Annotated in this window: 22 protein-coding genes; 14 read left to right on the top strand and 8 right to left on the bottom strand. The window is 69.3% G+C overall.

Translation table 11 applies throughout. From position 1 onward, the window contains the following. The first annotated feature begins 38 nt into the window (after window positions 1–38). The 3 genes from G5B31_RS11150 (at window position 39) to G5B31_RS11140 (ending at window position 3876) form a co-directional block, all read left to right on the top strand. On the top strand, window positions 39–1820 hold the full coding sequence (locus G5B31_RS11150) for a monovalent cation:proton antiporter-2 (CPA2) family protein (protein WP_165017449.1): 1782 nt from the start codon (window positions 39–41) through the stop codon (window positions 1818–1820). Next, the gene (locus G5B31_RS11145; RefSeq protein WP_165017446.1) at window positions 1817–2368 is read left to right on the top strand and encodes a DUF924 family protein; all 552 of its coding nucleotides are present in this window, start codon (window positions 1817–1819) and stop codon (window positions 2366–2368) included. Before G5B31_RS11150 ends, G5B31_RS11145 begins: the two co-directional genes overlap by 4 nt. 77 nt (window positions 2369–2445) lie before the next feature. Next, window positions 2446–3876, top strand: coding sequence for a coniferyl aldehyde dehydrogenase (locus G5B31_RS11140; RefSeq protein ID WP_346763908.1), 1431 nt, complete (start codon window positions 2446–2448; stop codon window positions 3874–3876). 24 nt (window positions 3877–3900) lie between these two features. Here G5B31_RS11140 and G5B31_RS11135 read toward each other — a convergent pair whose 3' ends face one another. Next, the gene (locus tag G5B31_RS11135; protein WP_165017443.1) at window positions 3901–5067 is read right to left on the bottom strand and encodes an RNA polymerase sigma-54 factor; all 1167 of its coding nucleotides are present in this window, start codon (window positions 5065–5067) and stop codon (window positions 3901–3903) included. 93 nt (window positions 5068–5160) lie between these two features. Between G5B31_RS11135 and G5B31_RS11130 the strand changes: the two genes are divergently transcribed. The 3 genes from G5B31_RS11130 (at window position 5161) to G5B31_RS11120 (ending at window position 10353) form a co-directional block, all read left to right on the top strand. After that, window positions 5161–6537, top strand: coding sequence for a sigma-54 dependent transcriptional regulator (locus G5B31_RS11130; RefSeq protein WP_165017440.1), 1377 nt, complete (start codon window positions 5161–5163; stop codon window positions 6535–6537). Next, the gene (locus tag G5B31_RS11125) at window positions 6530–8479 is read left to right on the top strand and encodes a cache domain-containing protein (protein WP_165017437.1); all 1950 of its coding nucleotides are present in this window, start codon (window positions 6530–6532) and stop codon (window positions 8477–8479) included. Before G5B31_RS11130 ends, G5B31_RS11125 begins: the two co-directional genes overlap by 8 nt. 221 nt (window positions 8480–8700) lie before the next feature. Next, entirely contained in the window at window positions 8701–10353 is a 1653-nt protein-coding gene (locus G5B31_RS11120) for an OFA family MFS transporter (RefSeq protein WP_165017434.1), read from the top strand. Here G5B31_RS11120 and G5B31_RS11115 read toward each other — a convergent pair. From G5B31_RS11115 to G5B31_RS11100, 4 genes are all read right to left on the bottom strand, one after another. Then, complete coding sequence (locus tag G5B31_RS11115) at window positions 10331–11425, bottom strand: ATP-binding cassette domain-containing protein (protein ID WP_240904373.1); 1095 nt, start codon at window positions 11423–11425, stop codon at window positions 10331–10333. The two genes, G5B31_RS11120 and G5B31_RS11115, sit on opposite strands and share 23 nt — an antisense overlap. Next, entirely contained in the window at window positions 11418–11621 is a 204-nt protein-coding gene (locus tag G5B31_RS11110) for a hypothetical protein (RefSeq protein WP_205911897.1), read from the bottom strand. The genes G5B31_RS11115 and G5B31_RS11110 overlap by 8 nt, the downstream gene beginning before the upstream one ends. A 106-nt stretch (window positions 11622–11727) precedes the next feature. After that, window positions 11728–12039, bottom strand: coding sequence for a glycine betaine ABC transporter substrate-binding protein (locus tag G5B31_RS11105; protein ID WP_205911896.1), 312 nt, complete (start codon window positions 12037–12039; stop codon window positions 11728–11730). A 42-nt stretch (window positions 12040–12081) separates the two neighbouring features. Beyond that, complete coding sequence (locus G5B31_RS11100; protein ID WP_205911895.1) at window positions 12082–12564, bottom strand: SDR family oxidoreductase; 483 nt, start codon at window positions 12562–12564, stop codon at window positions 12082–12084. A 199-nt stretch (window positions 12565–12763) separates the two neighbouring features. On the opposite strand from G5B31_RS11100, the gene G5B31_RS11095 reads away from it, so the two are divergent. The 5 genes from G5B31_RS11095 (at window position 12764) to G5B31_RS11075 (ending at window position 18806) form a co-directional block, all read left to right on the top strand. Further along, entirely contained in the window at window positions 12764–14737 is a 1974-nt protein-coding gene (locus G5B31_RS11095; protein WP_346763907.1) for an FAD-dependent oxidoreductase, read from the top strand. Window positions 14738–14832: 95 nt separating this feature from the next. Further along, on the top strand, window positions 14833–15951 hold the full coding sequence (locus G5B31_RS11090; RefSeq protein ID WP_165017428.1) for an ABC transporter ATP-binding protein: 1119 nt from the start codon (window positions 14833–14835) through the stop codon (window positions 15949–15951). 43 nt (window positions 15952–15994) lie between these two features. Beyond that, window positions 15995–17098 (top strand): extracellular solute-binding protein, encoded by a 1104-nt coding sequence (locus G5B31_RS11085; protein WP_165017425.1) that lies wholly within the window; start codon window positions 15995–15997, stop codon window positions 17096–17098. Between the two features lie 83 nt (window positions 17099–17181). Next, window positions 17182–18033: an ABC transporter permease gene (locus tag G5B31_RS11080; RefSeq protein ID WP_165017422.1), complete on the top strand. Its 852-nt coding sequence runs from the start codon at window positions 17182–17184 to the stop codon at window positions 18031–18033. Beyond that, entirely contained in the window at window positions 18030–18806 is a 777-nt protein-coding gene (locus G5B31_RS11075; RefSeq protein WP_346763906.1) for an ABC transporter permease, read from the top strand. The genes G5B31_RS11080 and G5B31_RS11075 overlap by 4 nt, the downstream gene beginning before the upstream one ends. 8 nt (window positions 18807–18814) lie before the next feature. On the opposite strand, the gene G5B31_RS21455 is transcribed toward G5B31_RS11075, so the two are convergent. After that, window positions 18815–19480 carry a GntR family transcriptional regulator gene (locus G5B31_RS21455; protein WP_346763905.1) on the bottom strand — a complete coding sequence of 222 codons (666 nt, stop codon included), beginning with the start codon at window positions 19478–19480 and terminating at the stop codon, window positions 18815–18817. A gap of 180 nt (window positions 19481–19660) precedes the next feature. Between G5B31_RS21455 and lhgO the strand changes: the two genes are divergently transcribed. From lhgO to G5B31_RS21370, 3 genes are all read left to right on the top strand, one after another. After that, on the top strand, window positions 19661–20854 hold the full coding sequence (lhgO, locus tag G5B31_RS11065; RefSeq protein ID WP_165017412.1) for an L-2-hydroxyglutarate oxidase: 1194 nt from the start codon (window positions 19661–19663) through the stop codon (window positions 20852–20854). A 1-nt stretch (window position 20855) separates the two neighbouring features. Beyond that, window positions 20856–22286: an NAD-dependent succinate-semialdehyde dehydrogenase gene (locus G5B31_RS11060; protein WP_165017409.1), complete on the top strand. Its 1431-nt coding sequence runs from the start codon at window positions 20856–20858 to the stop codon at window positions 22284–22286. Between the two features lie 72 nt (window positions 22287–22358). Then, the gene (locus G5B31_RS21370; RefSeq protein WP_165017406.1) at window positions 22359–23021 is read left to right on the top strand and encodes a nuclear transport factor 2 family protein; all 663 of its coding nucleotides are present in this window, start codon (window positions 22359–22361) and stop codon (window positions 23019–23021) included. A gap of 40 nt (window positions 23022–23061) precedes the next feature. Here the strand turns inward: G5B31_RS21370 and G5B31_RS11050 are convergent, their stop codons facing one another. Together G5B31_RS11050 and G5B31_RS11045 are read right to left on the bottom strand one after the other, a co-directional pair. Further along, a complete protein-coding gene (locus G5B31_RS11050) occupies window positions 23062–24240 on the bottom strand; it encodes an ABC transporter substrate-binding protein (protein ID WP_165017404.1) in 1179 nt (392 codons plus the stop codon). 24 nt (window positions 24241–24264) lie between these two features. Beyond that, window positions 24265–25326 carry a branched-chain amino acid ABC transporter permease gene (locus tag G5B31_RS11045; protein ID WP_165017402.1) on the bottom strand — a complete coding sequence of 354 codons (1062 nt, stop codon included), beginning with the start codon at window positions 25324–25326 and terminating at the stop codon, window positions 24265–24267.

Raw genomic sequence — 25326 nt, 5'->3', positions numbered from 1 at the left:
TATTCCTGTCTTCGCCACCGTCCCCGAAAGGCCGATCCATGTCCGACCCGCTTGCCGCCGCCGAGAGCGCGCATCACGCCTTCGACCTTGGCCCCGTCGTCGTCCTGCTGGCCGCGGCGGTCGTGGCCGTGCCGCTGTTCCGGCGCATCGGGCTGGGGTCCGTCCTGGGCTATCTGGCGGCGGGGCTGGCGATCGGCCCTTGGGGACTCGGCTTCTTCCACGACGCGCAGTCGGTCATCCATGTCGCCGAACTGGGCGTGGTGCTGTTCCTGTTCATCATCGGACTGGAGATGCAGCCTTCCCGTCTGTGGTCGATGCGGGGAGAGATCTTCGGACTGGGCGCGCTTCAGGTCTGCCTGGCGATCTTCACCCTGATCTGGGTCGGCATCGCGCTCGGCTATCCGGTGGAGGCGAGCTTCGTCGCCGGCACCGGCTTCGTGCTGACCTCCACCGCCATCGTCATGCAGATGCTGCAGGAACGGGGCGAGATGGCACAGCCCAGGGGCCGGCGGATGATCGCCATCCTGCTGTTCGAGGACCTGGCCATCGTGCCCCTGCTGGCCATCGTCGCCTTCCTCGCCCCCGGCGGGGCGGAGGCCACGCTCTCCGACCGGCTGCAGGGCGTGGCCATCGGCCTTGCCGCCATCGCGGCGCTGGTCGCCGCCGGGCGCTGGCTGCTGGACCCGATGTTCCGGCTGCTGGCCCGCTTCGGCGCGCGCGAGGTGATGACGGCGGCGGCGCTGCTGGTGGTGCTCGGCGCCGCTGTGCTGATGCAGGCGGGCGGGCTGTCGATGGCGATGGGGGCCTTCCTCGCCGGGGTGCTGCTGTCGGAATCCTCGTTCCGCCACCAGCTGGAGGCGGATGTGGAGCCGTTCCGGGGCCTTCTCCTCGGCCTGTTCTTCCTGGGCGTCGGCATGGCGCTGGACCTGCGCATCATCGCCGCCAACTGGGCGGTGATCGCGATCTCGGTCCCTGCCTTCATGGCGCTGAAGATGCTGGTGATCTATGTCGTCGCCCGCCTCGCCAAGGCCCCCGGCGACGAGGCGCTGGAGCGCGCGGTGCTGATGGCGCAGGGCGGCGAATTCGCCTTCGTCCTCTACGCCGCCGCCACGCAGTCCGGCATCCTGACCCCGGAATGGAACGCCAACCTGACCGCGATCATCATCCTGTCGATGGTGCTGACGCCGCTGATGATCCTTCTGCACGGGCGGCTGGCGCCGAAGCCCGCCGCCTCGATGGAAGGGGTGGAGGCCGCCGCGGGCCTGTCGGGCCGGGTGCTGCTGATCGGCTTCGGCCGGGTGGGGCAGATCGTCAGCCAGCCGCTGCTGGCGCGCGGGCATTCGGTCTCGATCATCGACAGCGACCCGCAGGCGATCCGCGACGCGCAGGACTTCGGCTTCAAGGTCTGGTATGGCGACGGCGCGCGGATGGACATCCTGCACGCCGCGGGGGCAGGCAATGCCAGCCTGATCGTCGCCGCCGCCGACGACCGCGCGGCGGTGACGCGGATGGTGGAGCTGATCAAGCACGAATACCCGCTGGTGCCGGTGCTGGCCCGCGCCTTCGACCGCGAGCACGCGCTGGAACTGGTCGCTGCCGGGGCCGACTGGCAGGTCCGCGAAACCTTCGAGAGCGCGCTGGAGATGGGCCGCGAGGCGCTGGAGCGACTCGGCGACGGCCCCGAGGAGGCTGCCGGGCTGATGCGCCAGGTCCGCGAGCGCGACCGCGAGCGGTTCGCGCTGGAGACCGTGGCCGGCACTGTCGAGGCCGGGGCGGGCCTCTTGATCGGCAATGCCGGGCGGGCGGAGGGCGGGCATTGACCGCGCTTCTGGCGCAGCCGGCCGAGGTGGTGGACTGGTGGCGCGCGGCGGGCGGGACCGGCGACTGGTTCGCCCAGCGTCCCGCCTTCGACCGCGCCTTCCGCGACCGCTTCCTGCCGCTGCACGACCGGGCGGCGGCGGGGGATTGCGACGGCTGGATCGCCACGCCGGAGGGGGCGCTGGCGCTGATGATCCTTCTGGACCAGTTCCCCCGCAACGCCTTCCGCGGCACGGCGCGGATGTATGCCACCGACCCGCAGGCCCGGGCGCTGGCCCGCGAGGCCGAGGCGCGCGGCCACATGGACCGCCTCGACCCGGGCTTGCGGCTGTTCCTCGCCCTGCCCTTCTCGCATTCCGAGGACATGGCCGATCAGGACACCGCCGTCCGCCTGAACCGCCGCCTCGGCCAGCCCTGGCTGTCCCATGCCGAGGGCCACCGCGACATCATCCGCCGCTTCGGCCGCTTCCCGCACCGCAACCCGATCCTCGGCCGCGAGACCACGCCCGAGGAGGCGCGGTTCCTGAAGGAGGGCGGGTTCCGCGGGTAAGAAACCCCGGGACAAGCGGGGGCTGTCCGGCCGGGCCGAGGGGTGAGATGATGGCCGGAGCTTGCCGGAGATGCGACGTGACCACCGAAGACCAGACCCCCGCCATGGCGGCGCTGCTCGACCGCCAGCGCAGCGCCTTCCTCCGCGACGGGCCGCCCGGCCTGGCCCTGCGCCGGCAGCGGCTGAAACGGCTGCGCGCCGCGGTGCTGGCGCATCGGCGCACCCTGCAGCAGGCGGTCGACGCGGATTTCGGCCACCGCTCGCGGCACGAGACCGACATCCTGGAACTGGTCGTCGTGGTGCAGGCCATCGACTACCTGACCCGCAGGCTGCGCCGCTTCATGCGGCCGGACCGCCGGCATGTGGCGCTGACCTACCGCAGCGGCCGGGCCTGGGTGGAATACCAGCCCAAGGGCGTGATCGGCGTGATGGCGCCCTGGAACTATCCCGTCGCGCTGACCCTGATTCCGCTGGCCACCGCGCTGGCCGCCGGCAACCGGGCGATGCTGAAGCCCTCGGAATTCACCCCGCGCACCGGCGCGGCGCTTCGCGACCTGCTGGCCGCGGCCTTTCCGCCCGAGGAGGTCGCCACCATCCTCGGCGGACCCGAGACCGGGGCGGCCTTCAGCGCCCTGCCCTTCGACCATCTGTTCTTCACCGGCAGCACCGCGGTGGGGCGCAAGGTCATGCAGGCGGCCAGCGCCAATCTGGTGCCGGTGACGCTGGAACTGGGCGGCAAGAGCCCGGCCATCGTCGCCCGCGGCCATGCAGACGCGGCCACGCTGGGCAGCATCGTCTTCGGCAAGCTGTCGAACGCCGGCCAGACCTGCGTGGCGCCGGATTACGCGCTGGTGCACGAGGACGACCTGGACGCCTTCGTGACGCTCTACGGCGCCACTGTCGCCCGCTTCTACCCCGAGGGGCCGACCGGCGCGGATTATACCTCCATCGTCAGCGACCGGCATTTCGACCGGCTGAAGGCCCTGATCGAGGAGGCCCGGAGCAAGGGCGCAAGGGTGATCGAGGTGGGCGTGAAGCCGGACAGCGCCGCGGGCCGTCCGCGCACCCTGGCGCCCACGCTGATCCTCGGCGCGGGCGACGACTGCGCGGTGATGCGGGACGAGGTCTTCGGCCCCCTCCTGCCGGTGCGGACCTATCGCAGCATCGACGAGGCGATCGCCCAGGTGAACGCCGGCCCGCGCCCGCTGGCGCTTTACTGGTTCGGGCCGCGGGATGCCGATTGCGAGGCGCTGCTGGCCCGCACCACTTCAGGCAATGTCGGGATCAACAGCACGCTGATCCATGTGGCGCAGGACGACCTGCCCTTCGGCGGCATCGGTGCCAGCGGGATGGGCGCCTACCACGGCATCGAGGGCTTCCGCGCCATGAGCCACGCCAAGGGCGTCTTCGCCCAGGGCCGCTGGAACATGCCGAGCCTGCTGCGCGCGCCGTTCGGCCGACTGGCCGATGTCACCCTCGCCGCGCTTCTGGGACGGCGCGGCCGGTAGCGCCGGCCGGCTGTCCGCGCGGGCTCAGATCCGCCCCCCGAGGGCCGCGCGATACTTCGCCACCGTCCGCCGGGCCACGGCCAGCCCCTCGGCCTGCAGCTGCGCCGCCAGCCGGGCGTCGCTGGGACGCGTCCCTCCGGCGTGGCGCAGCAACTCGGCCAGGCGCCGCTTCACGGTCTCGGCGGCGGGGCCGTCCGGGCGGACGGGCCGGGGGGCGAGCGCGCGCAGCGGCAGGGTGCCGCGCGGAGTGCGGATGCTGATCCCGCGCAGCAGGCGGTTCACGGTGGCGACATGCAGGCCCGCCGCGGCTGCCAGCGCCTGCGTCGCCAGCGGCGCGGGGTCGCCGCCGTCCAGCCAGCCCGCCTGATGCCGCAGCAGGATCGTGCCGACCATCGCCGCGACCCGCCTGCGCTGCTCGACCGCCCGGCCGATCCCGGCCGCCGCGGCGGCATCGCCCCGGCCCGGCACCGTCTCGACCGAGACCGTCGCCGGATTGGCCACGGCGTCCCAGCCGCCCGGGGTCCGCCGCGCCAGCAGATCGGGCGGAGGCGGCGGCGGCATCGGCCCCTCGAAGACCAGCCCCGGCTTGGGGTTCAGACCGCGGATCAGGCGGGCCGCCTGCGCCAGTTCTGCCTCGGGCCGGCCGGTCGCCCGGGCGATGGCGGCCAGGTCGCCCCGCGCCAGCAGCGCCAGATGGTCCAGCACCGCGCCGACCGCCGGGGTCAGGTCGCCCGCCGCCGCGGCTTGCAGGCGCAGGCATTCCGCCAGCGTGCGCGCGAACAGCCCGCCCGGCTCGATCCGCTGCAAACGCGCCAATACCGCCAGCACCTCGGCCTCGGCCACGCCGCAGGCGCGGGCCACCGCCGCCGGCGCGGGGCCGAGCCAGCCGGTCGGCTCCAGCCCCTCGGCAAGGGCCAGCGCGATGGCAAGCGGGCGCGGAGGAAGCCGCATCGCCGCGATCTGCGCCAGCACATGCGCGATCAGGCTGCCCGAGGGCGCCGCCACGCCCTCGGGGTCGAACAGCGGCCGCCAAGGCCCCTCGGCCGGCGGGACCAGCCGCAGCGCCGGATTCCCCGCCGCCTCGACCGCCAGCCGCACCGCCAGCTCGCCCGCCGTCAGCGACAGAAGCGAGATCGCCTGCGCAAGCCCCGCCGTCAGCCGCGGTCCCGTCCTGGGTGTGGTCGTCAGCATCCCCTGCCCCCCGACAGAATGCTTGCCCGGACGCGCGCGGGATGCAAGGCTCCGGGCCGCAGGGGGCCGGGAGGGGCCGCCGGAAGGAGAGCCATGACGACGCAAGCCAGGGCGGTCGAGCGCGGCCCGGCCGCCGATTTCGGCGAGGTGCTGGCCCAGGCCTCGGTCCTGGTGGTGGACGACGAGCCGGGGATGCGGCATTTCCTGCAGCGCACCCTCGCCAGCCGCTGCCGCTCGGTCGAAACGGCGCCGGACACCGCGCAGGCGGCCGAGATGCTGGCCACGGGCCATCATGACGTGGTGATCCTGGACAATGTGATGGACGGGCGGCGCGGGGTGGAATGGCTGGCGGCGCAGCGGGCTTCGGGCTATTTCCCGCCCTCGATCCTGATCACCGCCTATGCCGATCTGGAAACCGCAATCCAGGCGTTGCAGGCCGGGGCCTCGGATTTCCTCTTGAAGCCCTTCCGGTCGAACCAGATCCTGAACGCCGTCACCCGCTGCCTGGAGCGCGCCCGGCTGGAGCGCGAGAACCATGTCCTGCGCCACGAGTTGCGGACCAGTTCCGACCATATCCTGCTGCGCAACCAGCTGATCGGCGAATCGCCCGCGATCAAGGCGATCCGCGACATGATCGGGCGGGTCGCGCCGCTTCCCTCCTCGGTGCTGCTGACCGGGCAGTCGGGCACCGGCAAGGAGGTGGCGGCGCGGATGATCCACGAACTGTCGCCCCGCGCGGCACGGCCCTTCGTGCCGGTGAACTGCGCCGCGATCCCGCCGGACATGGTGGAGACCGAGCTGTTCGGCCATATGAAGGGCGCTTTCACCGGCGCGCATCAAAGCCGCGAGGGGCTGTTCCTGCACGCCCGCGGCGGCACTTTGTTCCTGGACGAGATCGGCGAACTGCCGCTGCCCGCGCAGGCCAAGCTGCTGCGGGTGCTGGAGGACCGGCGCATCCGCCCGCTGGGGTCCGAGCGCGAGGTGCCGGTGGACGTGCGGCTGGTCTTCGCCACCAACAGCGATTTGAACCGGGCGGTGGCCGAGGGCCGCTTCCGCGCCGACCTGCTCTACCGCATCAACGTGATGTCGATCCACATGCCGCCGCTCTGCGACAGGGGCGAGGACGTGCAGGACCTTGCCACGCTGTTCATGGAAAAGCTGTCGCGCCAGCTGGGGATGCCGGCGGTGCCGATCCCGCCGGCGGTCCGCGCCGGCTTCGCCGCCTATCGCTGGCCGGGCAATGTGCGCGAGTTGCGCAACACCATCGAGCGGGCGCTGATCCTCGGCGGCTTCGGCGCGGAGACCCCGGCCCCACCGGCGGCGACCCAGCCCGAGACGCTGGCAGCGATGGAGCGCAGGGCGATCCTCGCCGCGCTGGCCGCCTGCGACGGCGACCGCGAGGCCGCCGCCGCCCGGCTGGGCATCTCGCGCAAGACCATCGACCGGCGGCTTCAGGGCGGGAATGGCTGAGCGCGCCGCCCCTCCGCGCGCGCGGTCGGTTCGCCACCGTCTGCTGGCCATCGCGCTCTTGCCGACGCTGGTGATCCTGCCCTTGCTGCTGGGCGGCACGATGCTGCGCTGGCAGGGCAAGTTCGACGACCTGCTGGCGACCAAGGTCAACAGCGACCTGACCGTCGCCCGGCAATATCTGGCGCGCATCCTGGAGACCACCGGCGAGCGGGTGGAGGCCCTGGGCCGGTCGGTCGATTTCGCCGCCGCCGCCGATCCCGCGCCGCTCCTGGAGGAGCAGCGGGCGGAGATGGCGCTCGACTTCCTCTATGTCGCCGATGCCGCCGGCCGGCCGGTCGCGGTCAGCCCGGCCGAGGCGCGGCCGGCGCCGAAGGGTCCGCTGATCGAGGCCGTGCTGCAAGGCCGCGCCGGAACCGGCATCGAGATCTTCGCCAATGCCGATCTCGCGCTTCTGTCCCCGGATCTGGCGGCGCGGGCGCGGGTGCCGCTGGTGCCGACGCCGAATGCCGTGCCGACCGACCGGACCGAGGAGGACCGGGGCATGGTCGTCCTCTCCGCCGCCCCCGTCACGCTGGCCGACGGGCGGCCCGGCATCCTGGTGGGCGGGCTGCTGCTGAACCAGAACCTCGTCTTCATCGACACGATCAACGATCTGGTCTACCGCGCCGGCAGCCTGCCCGAAGGCAGCGCGGGCACCGCGACGCTGTTCCTGGAAGACGTGCGCATCTCGACCAATGTCCGCCTGTTCGAGGGGACGCGGGCGCTCGGCACCAGGGTTTCGGCCGAGGTGCGCGAACAGGTCCTGGGCCGGGGCGAGACCTGGCTCGACAGCGCCTTCGTGGTGAACGACCGCTATATCTCGGCCTACGAGCCCATCGTCGACACGGCAGGCCAACGGGTGGGGATGCTCTACGTCGGCTTCCTGGAGGCCCCCTTCGCCGCTGCCAAGCGCACGACCCTGTGGCTGGTGGGCCTGGGCTTCCTGGCCGTCACCGCGGTCTCCATCCCGGTGTTCCTGAAGTGGGCCAGCGGCGTCTTCCAGCCGCTGGAGAAGATGAGCGGCACCATCGCCCGGGTCGAGGCCGGCGATCTGGGCGCGCGCACCGGCGTGCAGAGCCGGGGCGACGAGGTGGGGCGCGTGGCCGACCACCTGGACCACCTGCTGGACCTGATCCAGGAGCGCGACGCCGAACTGCGCCAGTGGAACGAGGAGCTGAACGCAAGGGTCGAGGAAACCACGCGCAAGCTGATCGTGTCGGAAAAGCTGGCCACCATCGGCGAGATCACCGCGGCGGCGGCGCATGAGATCAACAATCCGGTGGCGGTGATCCAGGGCAATCTGGACCTTTTGCGCGAGATCATGGGCGACGGCGCCGCCCGCGCCGCCACCGAGTTCCGCCTGATGGACGAGCAGATCCAGCGGATCAGCCAGATCGTCAACCGCCTGCTGCAATTCGCCCGGCCCGAGGAATATGCCGGCTGGGCCACCCGCACCGACCCGCGCGACGCGGTGGCCGACTGCCTGCCGCTGGTGCGCCACCTCTTGACGCGCAGCGACGTGACCCTGCGGCAGGACGGGCAGTCCAGCCGGCAGGTGCTGATGAACCGCACCGAGTTGCAGCAGGTGATGGTCAACCTGATCGTCAACGCCGTCCATGCCATGCCCGGCGGCGGCGAGATCGTGGTGTGGCTCAGCGACGCCGACCGCAACGGCGTGCCGGGGGTAGAGATCGCGGTCTCCGACACCGGCGGCGGGATGGATGCGGAAACCCTGTCACGCATCTTCGAGCCGTTCTTCACCACCCGGGCGGACGGCGGCGGCACCGGCCTCGGCCTGTCGATCTGCCGGACGCTGGTGGACCGGCAGGGCGGCGACATCTCTGCGGCCAGCACCGAGGGCCAGGGCACCACCTTCACCCTCTGGCTGCCCGCCACGGACTGACGGACATTCTGTCCGGGCCTGCGGGACAATCTGTCCCTGCGTGATCGGAAATATCCCGCCAACCCGTTGAAAAGGCGCAAGGCCATCCGCTGGCACGAATTGCGCATACCTACCCCATGAGGGAGCGTCTCCGGGGGAAGGAGAGGGCCGCGAAGCGCGGCCATGGAGCCACCGGAAGACCCCTTCGCCAATCGCCCCGTCGAGGGCAAGGGAGGGAGAGAATGACAGCAATCACCGAAGGATATTCCGGGGGCCGGGCCGGGCTTCTCGACAAGGAAAGGATCGTGGCGCGCCCCGGGTTCAACCGCTGGCTGGTGCCGCCCGCCGCACTGGCGATCCATCTCTGCATCGGCATGGCCTATGGCTTCTCGGTCTTCTGGCTGCCGCTGACCACCGCCATCCCGGGCGAGACGCCTGCGGCCTGCGCCGACATGGGCCTGATGACCGCGCTTTTCACCACCGAATGCAACTGGCGCATGGCCGATCTCGGCTGGATGTTCACGCTGTTCTTCCTGCTCCTCGGTTCTTCCGCCGCGATCTGGGGCGGCTGGCTGGAGCATGTCGGCCCGCGCAAGGCCGGCGTCGTCTCGGCGCTGTGCTGGTGCGGCGGCATCGCCATCGCCGCGCTCGGCGTCGTCACCCATCAATTGTGGCTCATGTGGCTGGGCGCGGGCTTCATCGGCGGCATCGGCCTTGGCCTCGGCTATATCTCCCCCGTCTCAACCCTGATCAAATGGTTCCCCGACCGGCGCGGCATGGCGACCGGCATGGCGATCATGGGCTTCGGCGGCGGCGCCATGGTCGGCTCGCCCTTGGCGCAGAAGCTGATGGAGGCCTTCAAGACCGACACCACCCCCGGCGTGTGGGAGACTTTCCTGGTCATGGCGGCAGTCTATCTGGTCTTCATGCTGTCGGGCGCCTTCGGCTACCGCATCCCGCCGGCCGGCTGGCGCCCCGAGGGCTGGACCCCGCCGGCGAAGAAGGCCGGCGCGATGATCACCGAGCATCACGTCCACCTGCGCGACGCGCACAAGACCCGGCAGTTCTGGCTGATCTGGATCGTGCTTTGCATGAACGTCTCGGCCGGGATCGGCATCCTCGGCGCCGCCTCTCCGCTGTTGCAGGAAATCTTCGCCGGCCGCCTGATCGGCCTGCCGGAGCTGAGCTTCGCCGAGCTGAACGCCGACCAGAAGCTGCAGATCGCCGGCATCGCCGCGGGCTTCACCTCGCTGCTGTCGCTGTTCAACATCGCGGGGCGGTTCTTCTGGGCCTCGATCTCGGACCGGCTGGGGCGGAAGAACACCTATTACGTGTTCTTCATCCTCGGCATCCTGCTCTACGCCTCGGCGCCCACCTTCGCGCATATGGGCAACCAGCTGATGTTCGTCGCCGCCTTCTGCATCATCCTGTCGATGTATGGCGGCGGCTTCTCGACGGTGCCGGCCTATCTCGCCGACATCTTCGGCACCCAGTTCGTCGGCGCGATCCACGGCCGGCTGCTGACCGCCTGGGCCACCGCGGGCATCCTGGGGCCGGTGGTCGTCAACTACATCCGGCAGTATCAGGTCGACCGCGGGCTGGCGGGCGCCGATGCCTATGCCGCGACGATCTATGTCCTCTGCGGGATGCTGGTGATCGGCCTGATCGCCAATGCTCTGGTGCGGCCGCTGGAGGACAAGTGGTTCATGAAGCCCGAAGAGGTCGCCGCCCTTCAGGCCAGGACCGCCTCGGCCGATGCGATCATCGAGCACGGCTCCTTCGGCATCGGCCGCGGCCGCTTCGACCTGACCACGGCTCTCGCCTGGGCGGCGGTGGGCATCCCGGTGCTCTGGGGCGCCTGGTATACGCTGGTCAAGACCGCGGCGCTGTTCTAGCCGCCCCGACCCGATGCCTGCCGCGCACCTTCGCGGCAGGCGTCAGACCCCGGAGGCCAGGTCTGCAGCGCGCTTTGCCGGTCCAGCACGCCGACCGGGCGGCCTGTCCATCCAGCACGCGCAGCGGCCCGCCGGGGGCGACGATGCGGGGGGCGATCTCGGCGATGGTGGCGTCGGCGCTGACCGGCTCGCCCGCCATGTCTCCTTCCGGCGACGTCATCAGCGAGGAGACCCGGATCACCCGCGCCGGCGGCACCTTGGCGACGAAGCGGCGGAAGTAGTCGGTGGCGGGCTTCGTCACCAGCGCCTCGGGCGTGCCGATCTGGACGATCCTGCCGCTTTCCATGATCGCCACCCGGTCGGCCAGCCGGATCGCCTCGTCGAGGTCGTGGGTGACGAAAATGGTGGTGCGGGTGTGTTCCTGCTGCAGCCGCTGCACCTCGGCCTGAAGGTCGGCGCGGATCAGCGGATCCAGCGCCGAGAAGGGCTCGTCCAGGAACCAGAATTCCGGATCAGTGGTCAGGGAGCGGGCGATGCCGACGCGCTGCTGCTGGCCGCCCGACAGTTCCGCCGGGAAGCGGTGCTCGCGCCCCGTGAGGCCCACCACCTCGGCCAGGTCCCGCGCGCGGGCCTCGGCGCGGTCGCGGTCCATGCCCTGCATCTCCAGCGGGAAGGCGATGTTGCCCAGCACGGTGCGGTTTGGCAGCAGGGCGAAATGCTGGAACACCATGCCCATGCGCTTGCGGCGCAGCTCGGCCAAGGGCTTCTCGCCCAAGGTCAGGATGTCCTGCCCGTCGAAGAGGATGCGGCCCTCGGAGGGTTCGATCAGCCGGGTCAGGCAGCGCATGAGAGTGGACTTGCCCGAGCCGGACAGGCCCATGATGACGAAGACCTCGCCGCGGCCGATCTGGAACCCGGCGTCGCGGACGGCGCCGACCAGATGGTCGCGGGCCATCGCCTCGGGGCTGCGCTCGGCTTCGGGGCGGGCGCGGAAACCGGCGGCGTCGGTGCCGAAGACCTTCCAGACGCCTTCGGCCGAAAGGGCGACGGGGCGCGAAGCGGTGTCAGGCATGGGCCTCTCCCTGATGTCTTGCGGCACGGGCCGCGCCGGATTTCAGCAGCGCATCGGCGATCAGCGCGATGCAGGCGACGCAGAGGCCGGCGGTGATCCCCGGCCCCGGCTGGCCCTGCGACAGCGAGGTGAAGACCTCCTGCCCCAGTTCGCGGGTGCCGACAAGCGCGGCGATGACCAGCATCGACAGCGCCATTGATGAACCTGACCGCGGCGTTCCAGAACGGGGCTGAGGCCGGGGCAAAGCTCGGCCATATAGGCCGGATACCACCAGTCTTCGCGGGCGTGGGGGCCAAGCTCGCCTATGTCCAGCACCTTGCCGGTGCCGGCCGAGGCTTTGAGGCCTTGTCCTGCGTGGTCTGCCAGGTCTCCACCGCCATGGTCAGGTCGCTGCTCTCGAAGCCCGGGTAGCGGGCGCTGTCGTCGGCGATGACCTTCTCGACGTCATAGCCGTAGGTCGACAGGATGATGTTCAGGATCTCGGTATTGACCAGCATCGAGGTCCAGTCGGCCTGCATCAGCTTGATGGTCTGGTCCGATTCCGGCTCGAAGGCGAAGGCCGGGGCGGCAAGCGCGACACCGGCGGCCGCGGCCGTGGCGAGAATGGTCTTCATGGTCTTTCTCCCTCTTGTTTCTGGTTTCTGGCGCCGGGGGCCTCAGCCCTTGGCATACCAGCCGTTGTCGACGTAAAGCGCGGTGCCGTTGACGAAGCTGGCCTCGTCCGAAGCCAGCCACAGCGCGGCGGCGGCCACCTCCTCCGGCTCGCACAGCCGGCCCTGCACCGCGTGCAGGTCGGCCTCGTTCCAGTTCTGCCCCAGCCCGTCGAGCTCCTCGATCTCGCGCAGGCCATGGGCGGTCTTGACGAAGGCCGGGCAGATCGCATTGGCGCGGATGCCCTGGTCGCGGTATTCGATGGCGATGGAGCGGGCGAGCTGCAACACCGCGCCCTTCGACATGCAGTAGATGCTTTCCAGCGCGAACCCCTTCTCGCCGCCGATGGAGGAGGTGATGACGATGGAGCCGCCGCCATTTTCCCGCATCTGCGCCACCACCTCGCGGCAGACGATGAAGGAGGACCGGACGTCGATCGCCATCAGCCGGTCGTAATCCTCGTCGGTCGACTCGTGCAGCGGCTTCACGATGATGGTGCCAGACCAAGGACGGCGGCAAATCCAGCGTCACGAACGGCGGTCCGGCACCGTTGCCGCCGGCAGGATCCTTGCCCCGGGTCAGCAATTGAGGGCCAAAGCTTATTGTCGACAATCTTGTCACATAAAAAATTGACTATTTTGACGACCAATATATCTGTAGCCATGGAACATGGTCCGGAGAGCTGACGTGCCAACATCGCCCCCGGGGCAGACCCCCTGCCCCAACCTGCTTGAACCGCTGAAGATCAGGGGGGCCACCCTGAAGAACCGGATCATGTCGACCGGCCACGACACCACGCTTCCCACCGAAGCCCTGGTGAACGATGCCCTGATCGCCTATCACGAGGCCCGGGCGAAGGGCGGCGCCGGGCTGATCGTGGTCCAGGTGGCGGGGGTCCATGAGTCGGCCCGCTACACCAACCACATCCTGATGGCCTCCGACGACGGCTGCATCCCCGGCTACCGCAAGCTGGCCGAGACGGTGCATCGCTACGGCACCACGATCTTCGGCCAGATCTTCCACCCGGGCCGCGAGATCATCGAGGCGCAGGGCGGCATGATGGCCGTGGCCTATGCGCCATCGGCCGTCCCGAACGAACGCTTCAGCGTGATGCCGCGCCCGATGAGCCTGCAGATGGTGCGCAGCGTCGTCGCGGGCTACGGCGATGCCGCGCGCCGCCTGCATGTCGCGGGCCTGGACGGGACCGAGATCGTCGCCAGCCACGGCTACCTGCCGTCGCAGTTCCTGAACCCGCGCGTGAACCTGCGAAAGGACGAATACGGCGGCCCGCTGGAAAACCGCCTGCGGTTCCTGCGCGAGGTGATCGCCGATGTGCGGGCCAAGACCGGCGAGGATTTCGTGATCGGCCTGCGCATCTCGGGCAGCGAGATGGACGAGCATGGCCTGACCATCGACGAGGTGGGCGAGGCCATCGCGGCCCTGTCCGGCCAACTCGACTATGTCCACATCGTCGGCGGCTCCTCGGCCACGATCGGCGGCGCGATGCACATCGTGCCGCCGATGAGCCAGCAGGTCGGCTATACCGTCCCCCTTGCCGCGCAGGTGAGGAAGCGGACCTCGATCCCGGTCTTCGTGACCGGGCGGATCAACCAGCCGCAGGATGCGGATGCGATCATCGCCTCGGGCCAGGCCGATGTCTGCGGGATGACCCGCGCGATGATCGCCGACCCCGAGATGCCCAACAAGGTGATCGAGGGCCGGCTGGAGGACATCCGCGCCTGCATCGCCTGCAACCAGGCCTGCATCGCGCATTTCCACAAGGGCGCGCCGATCTCCTGCATCCAGCATCCCGCGACCGGGCGCGAGCTGATGCTGCGCGGCCTCCCTGCCCCGGCGGCACGCAGGAAGGTCATGGTGGTGGGCGGCGGCCCCGGCGGCATGAAGGCCGCCGTCATCGCCGCGCAGCGCGGCCATCAGGTGACGCTTTACGAAGGCAGCGGCCAGCTCGGCGGCCAGGTCCTGCTGGCGCAGCTATTGCCGGGGCGGATGGAATTCGGCGGCGTGGTCACCAACCTCAAGCGCGAGCTGGACCTGCATCAGGTCAAAGTGGTGCGCAACACGGTGGTGACCCGCGCGCTGGTCGAGGCCGAGGCGCCCGACACGGTGATCCTTGCCACCGGCGGCACCCCCTACATGCCCAATCTGGAAAGCATGGGCGGGCTGCCGGTCGTCTATGCGACCGAGATCCTCAAGGGCGAGAAGCAGGTCCGCGGCTCGGTGGTGGTGGCGGACTGGCGCTGCGACTGGGTCGGCATGGGCATCGCCATGCATCTGGCGCAGAACGGCTGCCGGGTCCGGCTGGCGGTCAACGGCACCGTGGCGGGCGAGACGGTGCCGCTTTACGTCCGCGACCACGCCAACGGCGAGCTGCGCAAGCTGGGGGTCGAGGTGATCCCCTATACCCGGCCCTACGGCTACGACGACAACACGGTCTATCTTCAGGATACGGTCACCGGCGCCCCCGTCATCCTGGAGGAGGCCGATGCGCTGGTCCTCGCCTACGGCACCGCGGCGCGGTCCGAGCTGGAGCGCGAGCTGGAAGGCTATGCCGGCGACGTGCGCGTCATCGGCGATTGCCTGACCCCGAGAACCGCCGAGGAGGCCATCTACGACGGGTTCAAGGTTGCCCTTGAGCTTTGAGACCTGCCCGCAGCGCCGGACGGCCGGCGCTGCGGGACCATGCCGGATCGAGCCCGGCCTGCATTCAGGCTGACCATGTTGGGGGACCTGCTTCCATGACTGCCAAAGACAGCGACCTGGTCACCCCGCCCGCCGGGCCGGAAGGAACGGTCCAGATCGAGGTGAAGGACATCACCAAGCGCTTCGGCGAGTTCACGGCGCTGGAACGGGTGAACCTGCAGATCCGCCGGGGCGAGTTCCTGACGCTGCTGGGGCCTTCGGGATCGGGCAAGTCGACCTTCCTGAACATCCTCGCCGGCTTCGACTTCGCCACCGAGGGGCAGCTGGTCATGGGCGGCAAGGACCTGACCTTCACCCCGCCGGAAGACCGCAACTTCGGCATGGTGTTCCAGGGCTACGCCCTGTTCCCGCACCTGACGGTCGAGCAGAACATCGCCTTCCCCCTGCGCGTGCGCAAGATCCGCGCCGACGAGCAGAAACGGCGCGTCGCCGAAGTGGTGCGCCGGGTGGGGCTGGAAGACCATGCACGGAAATATCCGCGCCAGCTTTCGGGCGGGCAGCAGCAGCGGGTGGCGCTGGCGCGGGCGCTGATCTTCTCACCGGCGCTGCTGCTGCTGGACGAGCCGTTCTCGGCGCTGGACAAGAACCTGCGCGAACAGCTGCAGTTCGAGGTCAAGCGCATCCACCGCGAATTCGGCAGCACCTTCGTCTTCGTCACCCACGACCAGAGCGAGGCGCTGTCCATGTCCGACCGGGTGGCGATCTTCGACGGCGGCAGGGTGCAGCAGATCGGCACGCCGGAACAGGTCTACGACGCCCCCGGCACCGAGTTCGTGGCGAAATTCCTCGGCCAGCTGAACCTCTTTCCCGTCACCGGCCAGCAGCACGGGCCCGCCGGGGTATCCGGCCTGTTCGAGGGAAACCTGCTGCGGGCCGCGGGTGGCAAGCCCGGCTTTTCCAAGATCGGCATCCGCCCGGAACACGCCACGCTTTACGACGCCGAGCCGCCGCAGGCGCAGAACCGGGTCGCGGTCGCGCTGCGCGGCACCGCCTATCACGGCGCAAGCGTGCTGGTCGACCTCGTGACCACGGGCGACCAGCGCGCCGATGTCGTCCTGCAGATGAATGCCGCCGAATGGGCGGCCCGCTTCGCGCAGACGACCGCGCCCCTGTGGATCGGATGGCCCCCCGAGAAGAGCCTGATCCTCGCCTAAGCAAGAACGACCCTCAGCAACCAACAACACCAGGGAGTGAGAAATGCTGAAAGACGACTATCGCGACATCATCGCATACAAGCTGCGTTCGGGTCAGCTGAGCCGCCGCGGTCTCATCAAGTCGCTCACCGCCATCGGCCTCGGCGCGGGGGTCCTGCGGGGCGGCATGGCCTCGGCTCAGGCGGGCGAGCTGATCCTGGCGACCTGGGGCGGCGAGGTCGGCAAGGCCACGGTCGACATCTTCGGCGGCAAGCTGACCGAGCTGACGGGGATCACCGTGCGCGAGGATGGCTCGGGCCCGACCGAGGGCGCCGTGCAGGCGCAGGCCGCCAGCGGCAAGATCGCCTGGGACGTGATGCAGCTGGAATACAACTCGGCCATCACCCTGGGCGAAAAGGGCCTGCTGGGCGAGATCGACTATGCCATCGTCGACAAGGCGAAGATCGTCGGCGGCACCGCCTTCGAATACGGGGTCGCCGCGCTCTTCAACACCATGGTGCTGTGCTACGACTCCGAGAAATACGGGGACAATCCGCCGAAGACCTGGAAGGACTTCTTCGATGTCGAGGCCTTCCCCGGCCAGCGCTGCATCCCGAAATACATGAACGGCCTGCTGGAAGGCGCGCTGCTGGCGGATGGCATGGCCCCCGACCAGCTTTACCCCATCGACCTGAACCGGGCGCTGAACAAGATCGCCGAACTGCTGCCGCATGTCTCCAGCGTCTGGGGCTCGGGGGCGGAAAGCCAGCAGGTGATGATGGACGGCGACGCCTCCATGGGCATGATCTGGGGCACCCGCGCGATCCTGGTCGACCGCGAGACCGAGCAGCGCGTCACCTTCACCTTCAACGACGGGGTGATCTTCCCCGACGCCTGGAGCTACATGAAGGACGGTCCCGCCGGGGCGGAGGCGTCGAACAGGTTCATCGCCGCGGCGCAGGACCCGGTGTTGCAGGTGGAGCTGCTGAAACTGGTGGGCCTCAGCCCCGCCAACCCCGAGGCCGCGGCGCTGGTGCCCGAGGAGTTCAAGCGCATCGACTGCACCCAGCCCGAGCATGTCGCCGTCATGCACCCGCAGGACATGGACTGGTATGCGAAGAACTACGCCGAGGCGCTGGACAGGTATACCGCGCTGATCGCAGGCTGAGACGCCTGAACCGACAGGACGGCAGGAGCGCGGGCCTTCCCGGCCTCCTGCCGCTTCCCGGCATCCAGAGGGGCAGCAGATCCATGGCCACCGCGACCAGGCGCACCCGACCGCGCCGCCTTTCCATCTGGGCGTTCTACATCGCCCCCCTGATCCTGCTGCTTCTGGTCAGCTATTTCATCCCCCTCCTCGGGGTATTCTCGTGGAGCGTGACGGAGCCCGAGCTCGGCGTCTCGCAGTATCTGCGGGTGATGACCGATCCCGGCATCCATTCCATCCTGCTGCGGACCCTGCGCATCTGCGCCCTGACCGCGGTCTTCTCGGTCTTCCTGGCCTATCTTCTGGCATGGCACTGGGTCTACGGGCCGCCGCTGCGGCGCAAGATCATCGCCTTCGCGGTGCTGGTGCCGTTCTGGATCTCGGTCCTGATCCGCGCCTTCGGCTGGCTGGCGCTGCTGCGCCCGCAGGGCATCATTAACTCGACCCTGACCGATGTCGGGCTGATCTCGGACCCACTGCCGCTGGTGCGCAACGAACTGGGGGTGATCATCGGCATGGTGCATTTCATGACCCCCTTCGCCGTCTTCCCTCTGGTCTCGGTGATGCGGCAGGTGGACCTGCGCATCCTCCAGGCGGCAAGCGGCCTCGGCGCGCGCGCCTTCCGCCGCTTCTTCGAGATCTTCCTGCCGCTGACCCTGCCCGGCATCATCGGCGCGTTCTTCATCGTCTTCGTCTTCGCGCTCGGCTTCTTCATCACCCCGGCCATCCTCGGCGGCGGGCGCGTGGTGATGATCGCGGAATACATCTACACCCAGATGTCGCAGACCGCGAACTGGGGGCTCGGCGCGGCGCTGGCGACGACCCTGCTGGGCTTCGTGCTGCTGATGACATGGATCGTGTCGCGCTTCGTCGATTTCGAAAGGCTGGCAAAGTGAAGCGCCCCCGTCTCACCCGATACCTCCCGGCCGCCGCAGGCTATCTCGGCGTCTGCTTCATGCTGCTGCCGCTGCTGGCGGTGGTGCCGATCTCCTTCACCCCGAAGCGGCACCTGTCGATGCCGGACGGCGACTATTCGCTGCGCCACTATGCCGAACTGCTGACCAACCAGGTCTGGCAGAGCGGCATCCTGACCAGCGTGGTCGTCGGGCTGATCGTGGCCGCGATCACCACCGTCATCGCCGTGCTGTTCGCGGTCGGCATCTGGTATGCGAAAAGCCGCTACACCCGGCTGCTGGTCGGGGCGGCGCTGATGCCGATGGCGGTGCCGCCGATCATCTCGGCGCTGACGCTGTATTTCTTCACCACCCGGGCCTCGATCTACGACAGCTATCCCGGCGTCATCGTCGCGCATACCGTGCTTGCCATCCCCTATGCGGTGGTGACGCTGCTGGTCGCGCTGAGCCAGATCGACCCCAACCTCGAACGGGCCGCGCGCAACCTGGGCGCCTCGCTGACCCAGACCACCTGCCTGGTGATCCTGCCGAACATCAGGTTCGGGATCCTCGCTTCGTTCACCCTGGCTTTCGTTCTGTCCTGGGAGGAGATCTCGGTCACGCTGTTCGTGACCTCGCTGGATGTGATTACCCTGCCGCGGCTGATGTGGTCGGGGCTGCGCGAAAGCATCGACCCGATCATCGCCGCCATCGCCGTGGTCGTGATCGCGCTGTCGGCCCTTTGCGCATTGATCGGCCTGCGCAAGGAAAAGTAGGATGGCGGCTATTCGGACCAGCGCCCGGCGTGGGCTTCCTTGAAGGCCACGAGCGCCGGAAACAGGTGCTTCACCGACACATCCACGAACCGCTCTCGATCGCATTTGCCGATGGCATCGCAGATCTGGTCGTGTTCGACCACCGACTGGGCCAGCACCTCGCGGTTGCCGTAGGCGAAGGTGCGGATGGTGGCCGAGCGCTGCCACAGCAGCTCGGCCATCTCGACGATGTAGCGGTTGCCGCAATGGCGGAAGAACACCTTGTGGAAGGCGTCGTCGCAGGCCTCGATCCGGCGGAAGTCGAAATCGGCAACCGCCTGCGCATAGCGCTGCTGCAGCTCCCGCAGTTCGTCCTCCAGCCCCGGCGGCGGAGGCAGGGGAAAGCGGCGCGCCACCTCCAGCTGGAGGACCCCGCGCAGATCGTAAAGCTCGGTCACTTCCGCGACGGTGAAATCCTTCACGATGCAGCCGCGGTTGGGGCGTTTCACCACCAGCCCCAGCTGTTCGAGCGTGGCCATCGCGGCGCGCACGACATGGCGGCTGGTCCCGAAACGCTCGCTGAGTTCGTCTTCGATCAATCGCTCCCGCGGGCGGAGGCGGCCGAAAACGATGTCTTCCCTCAACGCATCCGCGACCTGATCGACAGAGCGCGCCGCAGTCTCTTCGCTACCCACGAACCAGCTTTCCGTTGGCGCCCCGCGGCGCGTGATGGGTGAAGCCCTGCCCACCGCCCGGGTGACCTAGCATTCGGTCGAGATTTTCGTCAACAAATTTGTTGTGTTTATCCGGGCTTGGCGCCTATGTATTATCGACGAAATTGTTGACAATTGTGGCAGGCGTCGCGGAGGGGCTCGATGACATTTGACCTCGTGGTGGTCGGGGGCGGGATCGTCGGCATCGCCACGGCGCTGACCTACCAGGACCGTCGGCCCGGCGCCAGAATCCTGGTGCTGGAGAAGGAGGCGGGCCTGGCGCGGCACCAGACCGGCAACAACTCCGGCGTGATCCATGCCGGGGTCTATTATGCGCCGGGGTCGCTGAAGGCCCGGCTGTGCCGCAAGGGCGGCGCGATGATCAAGGCCTTCTGCCGCGAGGCCGGTATCCCGTTCGAGGAATGCGGCAAGCTGATCGTCGCGACCGACGCGGTGGAGGTCGGCCGGCTGCAGGGCCTGCGCGACCGCGCCGTCGCCAATGGCATCCCCTTCGAAGAGGTGTCCGAAGCCGAGTTGCGGCGGCGAGAGCCGCTGATCAGCGGCAAGGAGGCGCTGTTCTTCCCCGAAAGCGCCATCGTCGACTACGGCCTGGTCACCCGCCGCATGGCCGAGCGGATCACCGCACGCGGCGGCGAGATCAGGCTGAACGCCCGCGTCACCGGCATAACCGAGACGCCGGACGGGGTGACGGTGACGGTGGGCGGCGCGCGGATCGCGGCGCGGCAACTGGTGGTCTGCGGCGGCGCACAGGCCGACCGGCTGGCGCGGATGGCGGGGCTGGCCACCGATTTCCGCATCATCCCGTTCCGGGGCGAATATTATCAGGTCGACCCGGCGCTGCGCCCGCAGATCAACCACCTGATCTATCCGGTGCCCGACCCCGGCCTGCCCTTTCTCGGCATCCACCTGACGCATGAGGTGAACGACCGCCTCAGCGTCGGGCCGAATGCGGTGCTCGGCCTTTCGCGCGAGGGGTTGCCGCGGTTCTCGGTCGACCTGCGCGACCTCTGGGCGATCCTGTCCTATCGCGGCTTCTGGCGCTTCATGCGCAAGAACCTGCGCTCGGGCCTGGCCGAGATGCGGAACTCGCTGTTCACCTCGGTCTATCTGGAGGCCTGCCGCAAGACCCTGCCCTCGCTGAAGCGCAGCGACCTGCTGTCGCGCAAGGCCGGGGTGCGGGCGCAGGTCATCCTGGACGACGGCGCGATCATGCACGACTTCCTGGTGCTGGAGAAGCCGCGGATGCTGCACATCTGCAATGCGCCCTCGCCCGCGGCGACCTCCTCGCTGGCCATCGCCGAATACATTCTGGACACCTATGTGAAGGACCGCTGAGATGTTCGATCAGGCTGCACTCCTCATCGGCGGGGAACCGCGCCGGACCGGCAGCGCCGGCGTGCTGGACGTCGCCGATCCGGCCACCGACGAGGTGATCGCCGAACTGCCGCGCGGCGGCGCCCCCGAGGCGCAGGAAGCGGCCGCGCGCGCGGCCGAGGGCTTTGCGGAATGGTCGGCCAAAACCGCCTTCGAGCGCTACCAGATCCTGCGCCGCGCCGCCGCGCTGATGCGCGAGCGCGCCGATGCCGCCGCCGAGACCATGACCCGCGAACAGGGCAAGCCGCGGGCGCAGGCCCTGGCAGAGTGGAACGGCTCGGCCGATCTGCTCGACTGGTCGGCCGAGGAAGGCCGCCGCACCTATGGCCGGATCGTGCCGGGCCGCGCCGCGGACATCTCGCTTTCCGTCCTGCACCGCCCGGTCGGGCCGGTGGCGATCATGGCGCCCTGGAACTTCCCCGCCTGGGGGCCGATGCAGAAGATCGCCCCCGCGCTGGCCGCGGGCTGTTCCATCGTGGTGAAGCCGTCCGAAGATACGCCGGTCACCGCCTGGGCCATCGCGCGCTGCCTGCTCGACGCCGGGGTGACGCCCAAGGCGGTCAGCCTGATCTGGGGCGGCGCCCCGGAGATATCCGACGCGCTGATCAAGGCGCCCGAGATCCGCAAGATCTCGCTGACCGGCTCGACCCGGGTCGGCAGGCTGGTGGCTGCGGCGGCCGGGGCGGAGCTGAAGAAGGTGACGATGGAACTGGGCGGCCATGCCCCGGTGATCGTGGCCGCCGACGCCGATCTCGACGCGCTGGTGCCGCTGGCGGTGACCTGGAAATTCCGCAACGCGGGCCAGGTCTGCGTCTCGCCCACCCGCTTCCTGGTCGACGACGCGCTGCACGACGCCTTCGTCGACCGCTTCGCCGCCGAGGCGGCCCGGCTGGTGGTCGGCAACGGGCTGGACCCGGCGACGCAGATGGGCCCCCTGACCACGGCGGGACAATTGCAATCGGTGGATGCGATGGTCCGGGACGCCGTCTCCGCAGGCGCGACGCTGGAGACCGGCGGGGCGCGGATCGGCAACAGCGGCAATTTCTACCGGCCGACCATCCTGTCCGGGATGCGGCCCGGGATGCGCGCCATGAACGAGGAGCCCTTCGGCCCGGTCGCGCTGGTGATGCGCACGGCCTCGCTGGACGAGGCGCTGGCCGAGGCGAACCGCCTGCCGGTGGGCCTCGGCTCCTACGCCTTCACCCGCTCGGACGCGACCGCCGCCCGGATCGCGGCGTCGATGCGGGCGGGGATGCTGGGGCTGAACCATTTCGCCCTCGCCCTGCCGGAGACTCCGTTCGGCGGCATCCTCGACAGCGGCTTCGGCTCGGAAGGCGGGACCGAGGCGATCCGGTCCTACATGACGACGATGCTGGTCACCCACAAGCACTGAAGGATGCGCATTGCCTCTGGCGCGGCGGCGGCGGCGGGATAGACTGGGCCGCAGGATCTGGAGGGGGATGCGATGAAGCCGCAGGCGGAACCTGTCGTCCATATCGACGACGAGCGTTTCAAGGTCACCGAATGGCGCTTCGCCCCGGGGGCCGAGACGGGGTGGCACCGGCACGGGCATGACTACGTCATCGTGCCGCTGACCGATGGCACACTGGCGCTGGACCTGCCCGGCGATCAGCGTGCCGAGGCCGCGCTGCGCCAGGGTGTGCCCTATTCGCGCCGCGAAGGGGTGGAGCACAATGTCACCAACGCCGGTCCCGCGCCGCTGGCCTTCCTGGAGGTCGAGGCGGTCGGCGATCCCCTGCACGCCGCCCGGCTGGCGACGATGGAACGGCTGATGCAGGGGTTCAACAGCCGCGACCTTGACCTGCTGATGGATTGCATGGCCGCGGACTGCGCCTTCCACGCCTCCGCCGGACCCGAGGCGGAAGGCACGCGCGCCATCGGTCGCGCGGCGGTGCGCGCCGCCTATGCGGCGGTGTTCGACGCCTTCCCGCAGGCGCATTGGGGCGAGGGCCGGCACATGCTGCAGGGCGACACCGGCCTGTCGTGGTGGCGCTTCACCGGCACGAGGGCGGATGGCAGCGGGATCGACGTGCGCGGCTGCGACATCTTCGTCTTCGAGGGCGAGAAGATCGCGCTGAAGGACAGCTACCGCAAGGCGCGCGGCTGAGGGCATCCGGCCGCCCCGCGAGGGAGCGGCCGGAGACAGCCTATTTCATCAGGTCGGCCACCGGGATCGGCTCCGAGATCGTCCATTCGTCCACCACGGCGGGCTTGCCGCCGGTGGTTTCCACGATCAGGTAGCGCGCCTTGTTCTGGTGGTGCAGCTCCGCCGTGAAGGTGCGCGGGCCGAACAGCGTCGGCTCGTCCACCATCTTCTCCAGCTCCGCCACCACGGCCGAGGTCTCGGTCGTGCCCGCGCGCTCCACCGCCTTGGCCCAGACGTCGATCATCACATAGCCCGGGTAGGTGTATTGCGTCGCCGGATCGCCGCCGGTCACTTCCTTGTATTTGGCGTTGAAGGCGTTCACCTCGGCATTCGGGTCGTCGCCGAACACCGAGCCCTGGACGGGCACGAAGAAGTTCGACAGGTCCGGCACCGCCGACATCCAGTAGCTGCCGTCCATGCCCGAGCCGTTCAGGATCATCGAGGTGATCCCCGCGGCGCGCAGCTGCTTGATGGCCGAGACGCCGCCCGGCATCATCGTGCAGAGCATGATCGCATCCGGTTCCTCGGGCAGCGCCTTGATCCGGGTGATCTGCGCCGCGATCGAGGCATCCTCGTTCAGGAAGCTGTCCTCGCCCACCAGCTGCGCCTCGGCCAGCTTGGGCAGCATCCAGTCGAAGCCGTCGCAGATGCCCTTGTTGTATTCGGTCCAGGTGTCCTCCAGCCGGTAGAAACTGCGGGCGCCCTTCTTCTCGTAGGCCCATTGCGCCATGGTCGCGCCCTGCACCGCGGCCAGGACCGAGGCCGAGAAACTGTTCGGCCCGACGCCCTGAATGCCCGCCTTCACCGATTCCGCGCAGAGGAAGAACGAGATCAGCCCGGCGCTTTCCGCGGCCAGCGCGGCGGGGGCGCCGAAGTCGTAATCGCAGGAGACCACCACCATGTCGGCGCCGGCGTCGATCACCGAAAGGCCGGCCTTGGCCCCTTCGGCGCGGTCGGTCTTGGTGTCGGCGTTCACCACCTCGAGCTGCTTGCCCAAGAGGCCGCCCGCCTCGTTGATCTCGGCGATGCGGATAATCGCGGCGTCCTGCGCGGGCTTGTCGTAGCCCTGCATGAAGCCGGATTCGGCGGTGGCGAAGCCGACGACGATGCGGTCGTCATCGGCGAAGGCGGGGGCGGCCAGCGCGGTGCTGGCGGCAAGGACGGCTGTCAGTCTTTTCATTTCTCTTACTCCCGGTTGGTTGGTTCAGGTGTTCGGTCCGGTTTGGCCCGGATTCTCCGCCCCGCCGCGGCGGCGCCGCGGCAGGGAAAGTTCGGAATTGCCCATGATGCCGGCGGGGCGGAACATCAGGATCAGGATCATCACCACCCCCAGCCCGATCTCCTGCACCCCGCCGGGCAGGGCGAAGGTGGAATTGCCGATCTGCACCCCGGCCTCCAGCCAGCGCAGGCCCTGGATCAGGGCGGAGAGGATCACCACGCCCAGAACGGCGCCCGACAGGCTGCCCATGCCGCCGACCACCAGCATGGACAGCGTGGTGAAGGTCAGGCCCAGGTAATAGGTGTCGGGCGTGACGAGGCCGATGGAATGGGCATAGAGCGCACCGCCCATCCCCATCACCGCGCCGGAAAGGACGAAGGCGATGAAGCGCGCGCGGGGGATGTTCACGCCGGATGCCGCCGCCGCGGTCGGCTCGTCACGGGCGGCTCGAAGGGCAAGGCCGTGGCGGCTGATCGCATAGGCCCAGGCGATGAAGATGGCGATGACGGCGGCCGCCAGATAGGGCCAGGTCGTGCGCAGGATCGGGATGCCGACCACCGAGGAGGTGGCGGCGGTGACGCTGGTCCAGTTCGAGTAGATCGCATTCACCATCGCCAGCATGGCGAAGGTGGCGATGGAGGCGGCGATGCCGGACAGCCGCATCAGGATGGCCCCGAACAGGCCCGCCCAGAGCGCGGCCCAAAGGGCTCCGGCGATGGCGGCGGCCCAGAACGGGATTTCCAGCCCCATCAGCCAGTCCGGCAGGCCCGGCATGGCGGCGGATTTCAGCACCGGCTTGATCGTGGTCCAGGCGGCGACATAGCCGCCGAGGCAGGCGAAGGCGATATGGCCGAAGCTGATCACCCCGGAATTGCCGACGAAGACCTGCAGGCCCACGACGAAGATCACCATCAGGAACAGGTCGATCACCGTCTGGTTGAACGGGCGCGAGCCGACGGCGAAGGCCAGCACCGCGATGGCGACCAGCAGCGCCGACAGGATCAGCGGCGTGGCGATGGTGCGGCGCAGGATGGTTCCGCGGGTCAT

The organism is Rhodobacter sp. SGA-6-6 (assembly GCF_011043545.1).
In the GTDB taxonomy this organism is placed as follows: Bacteria; Pseudomonadota; Alphaproteobacteria; order Rhodobacterales; family Rhodobacteraceae; genus Pseudogemmobacter.
This window is presented reverse-complemented; position numbering and strand designations above follow the sequence as displayed.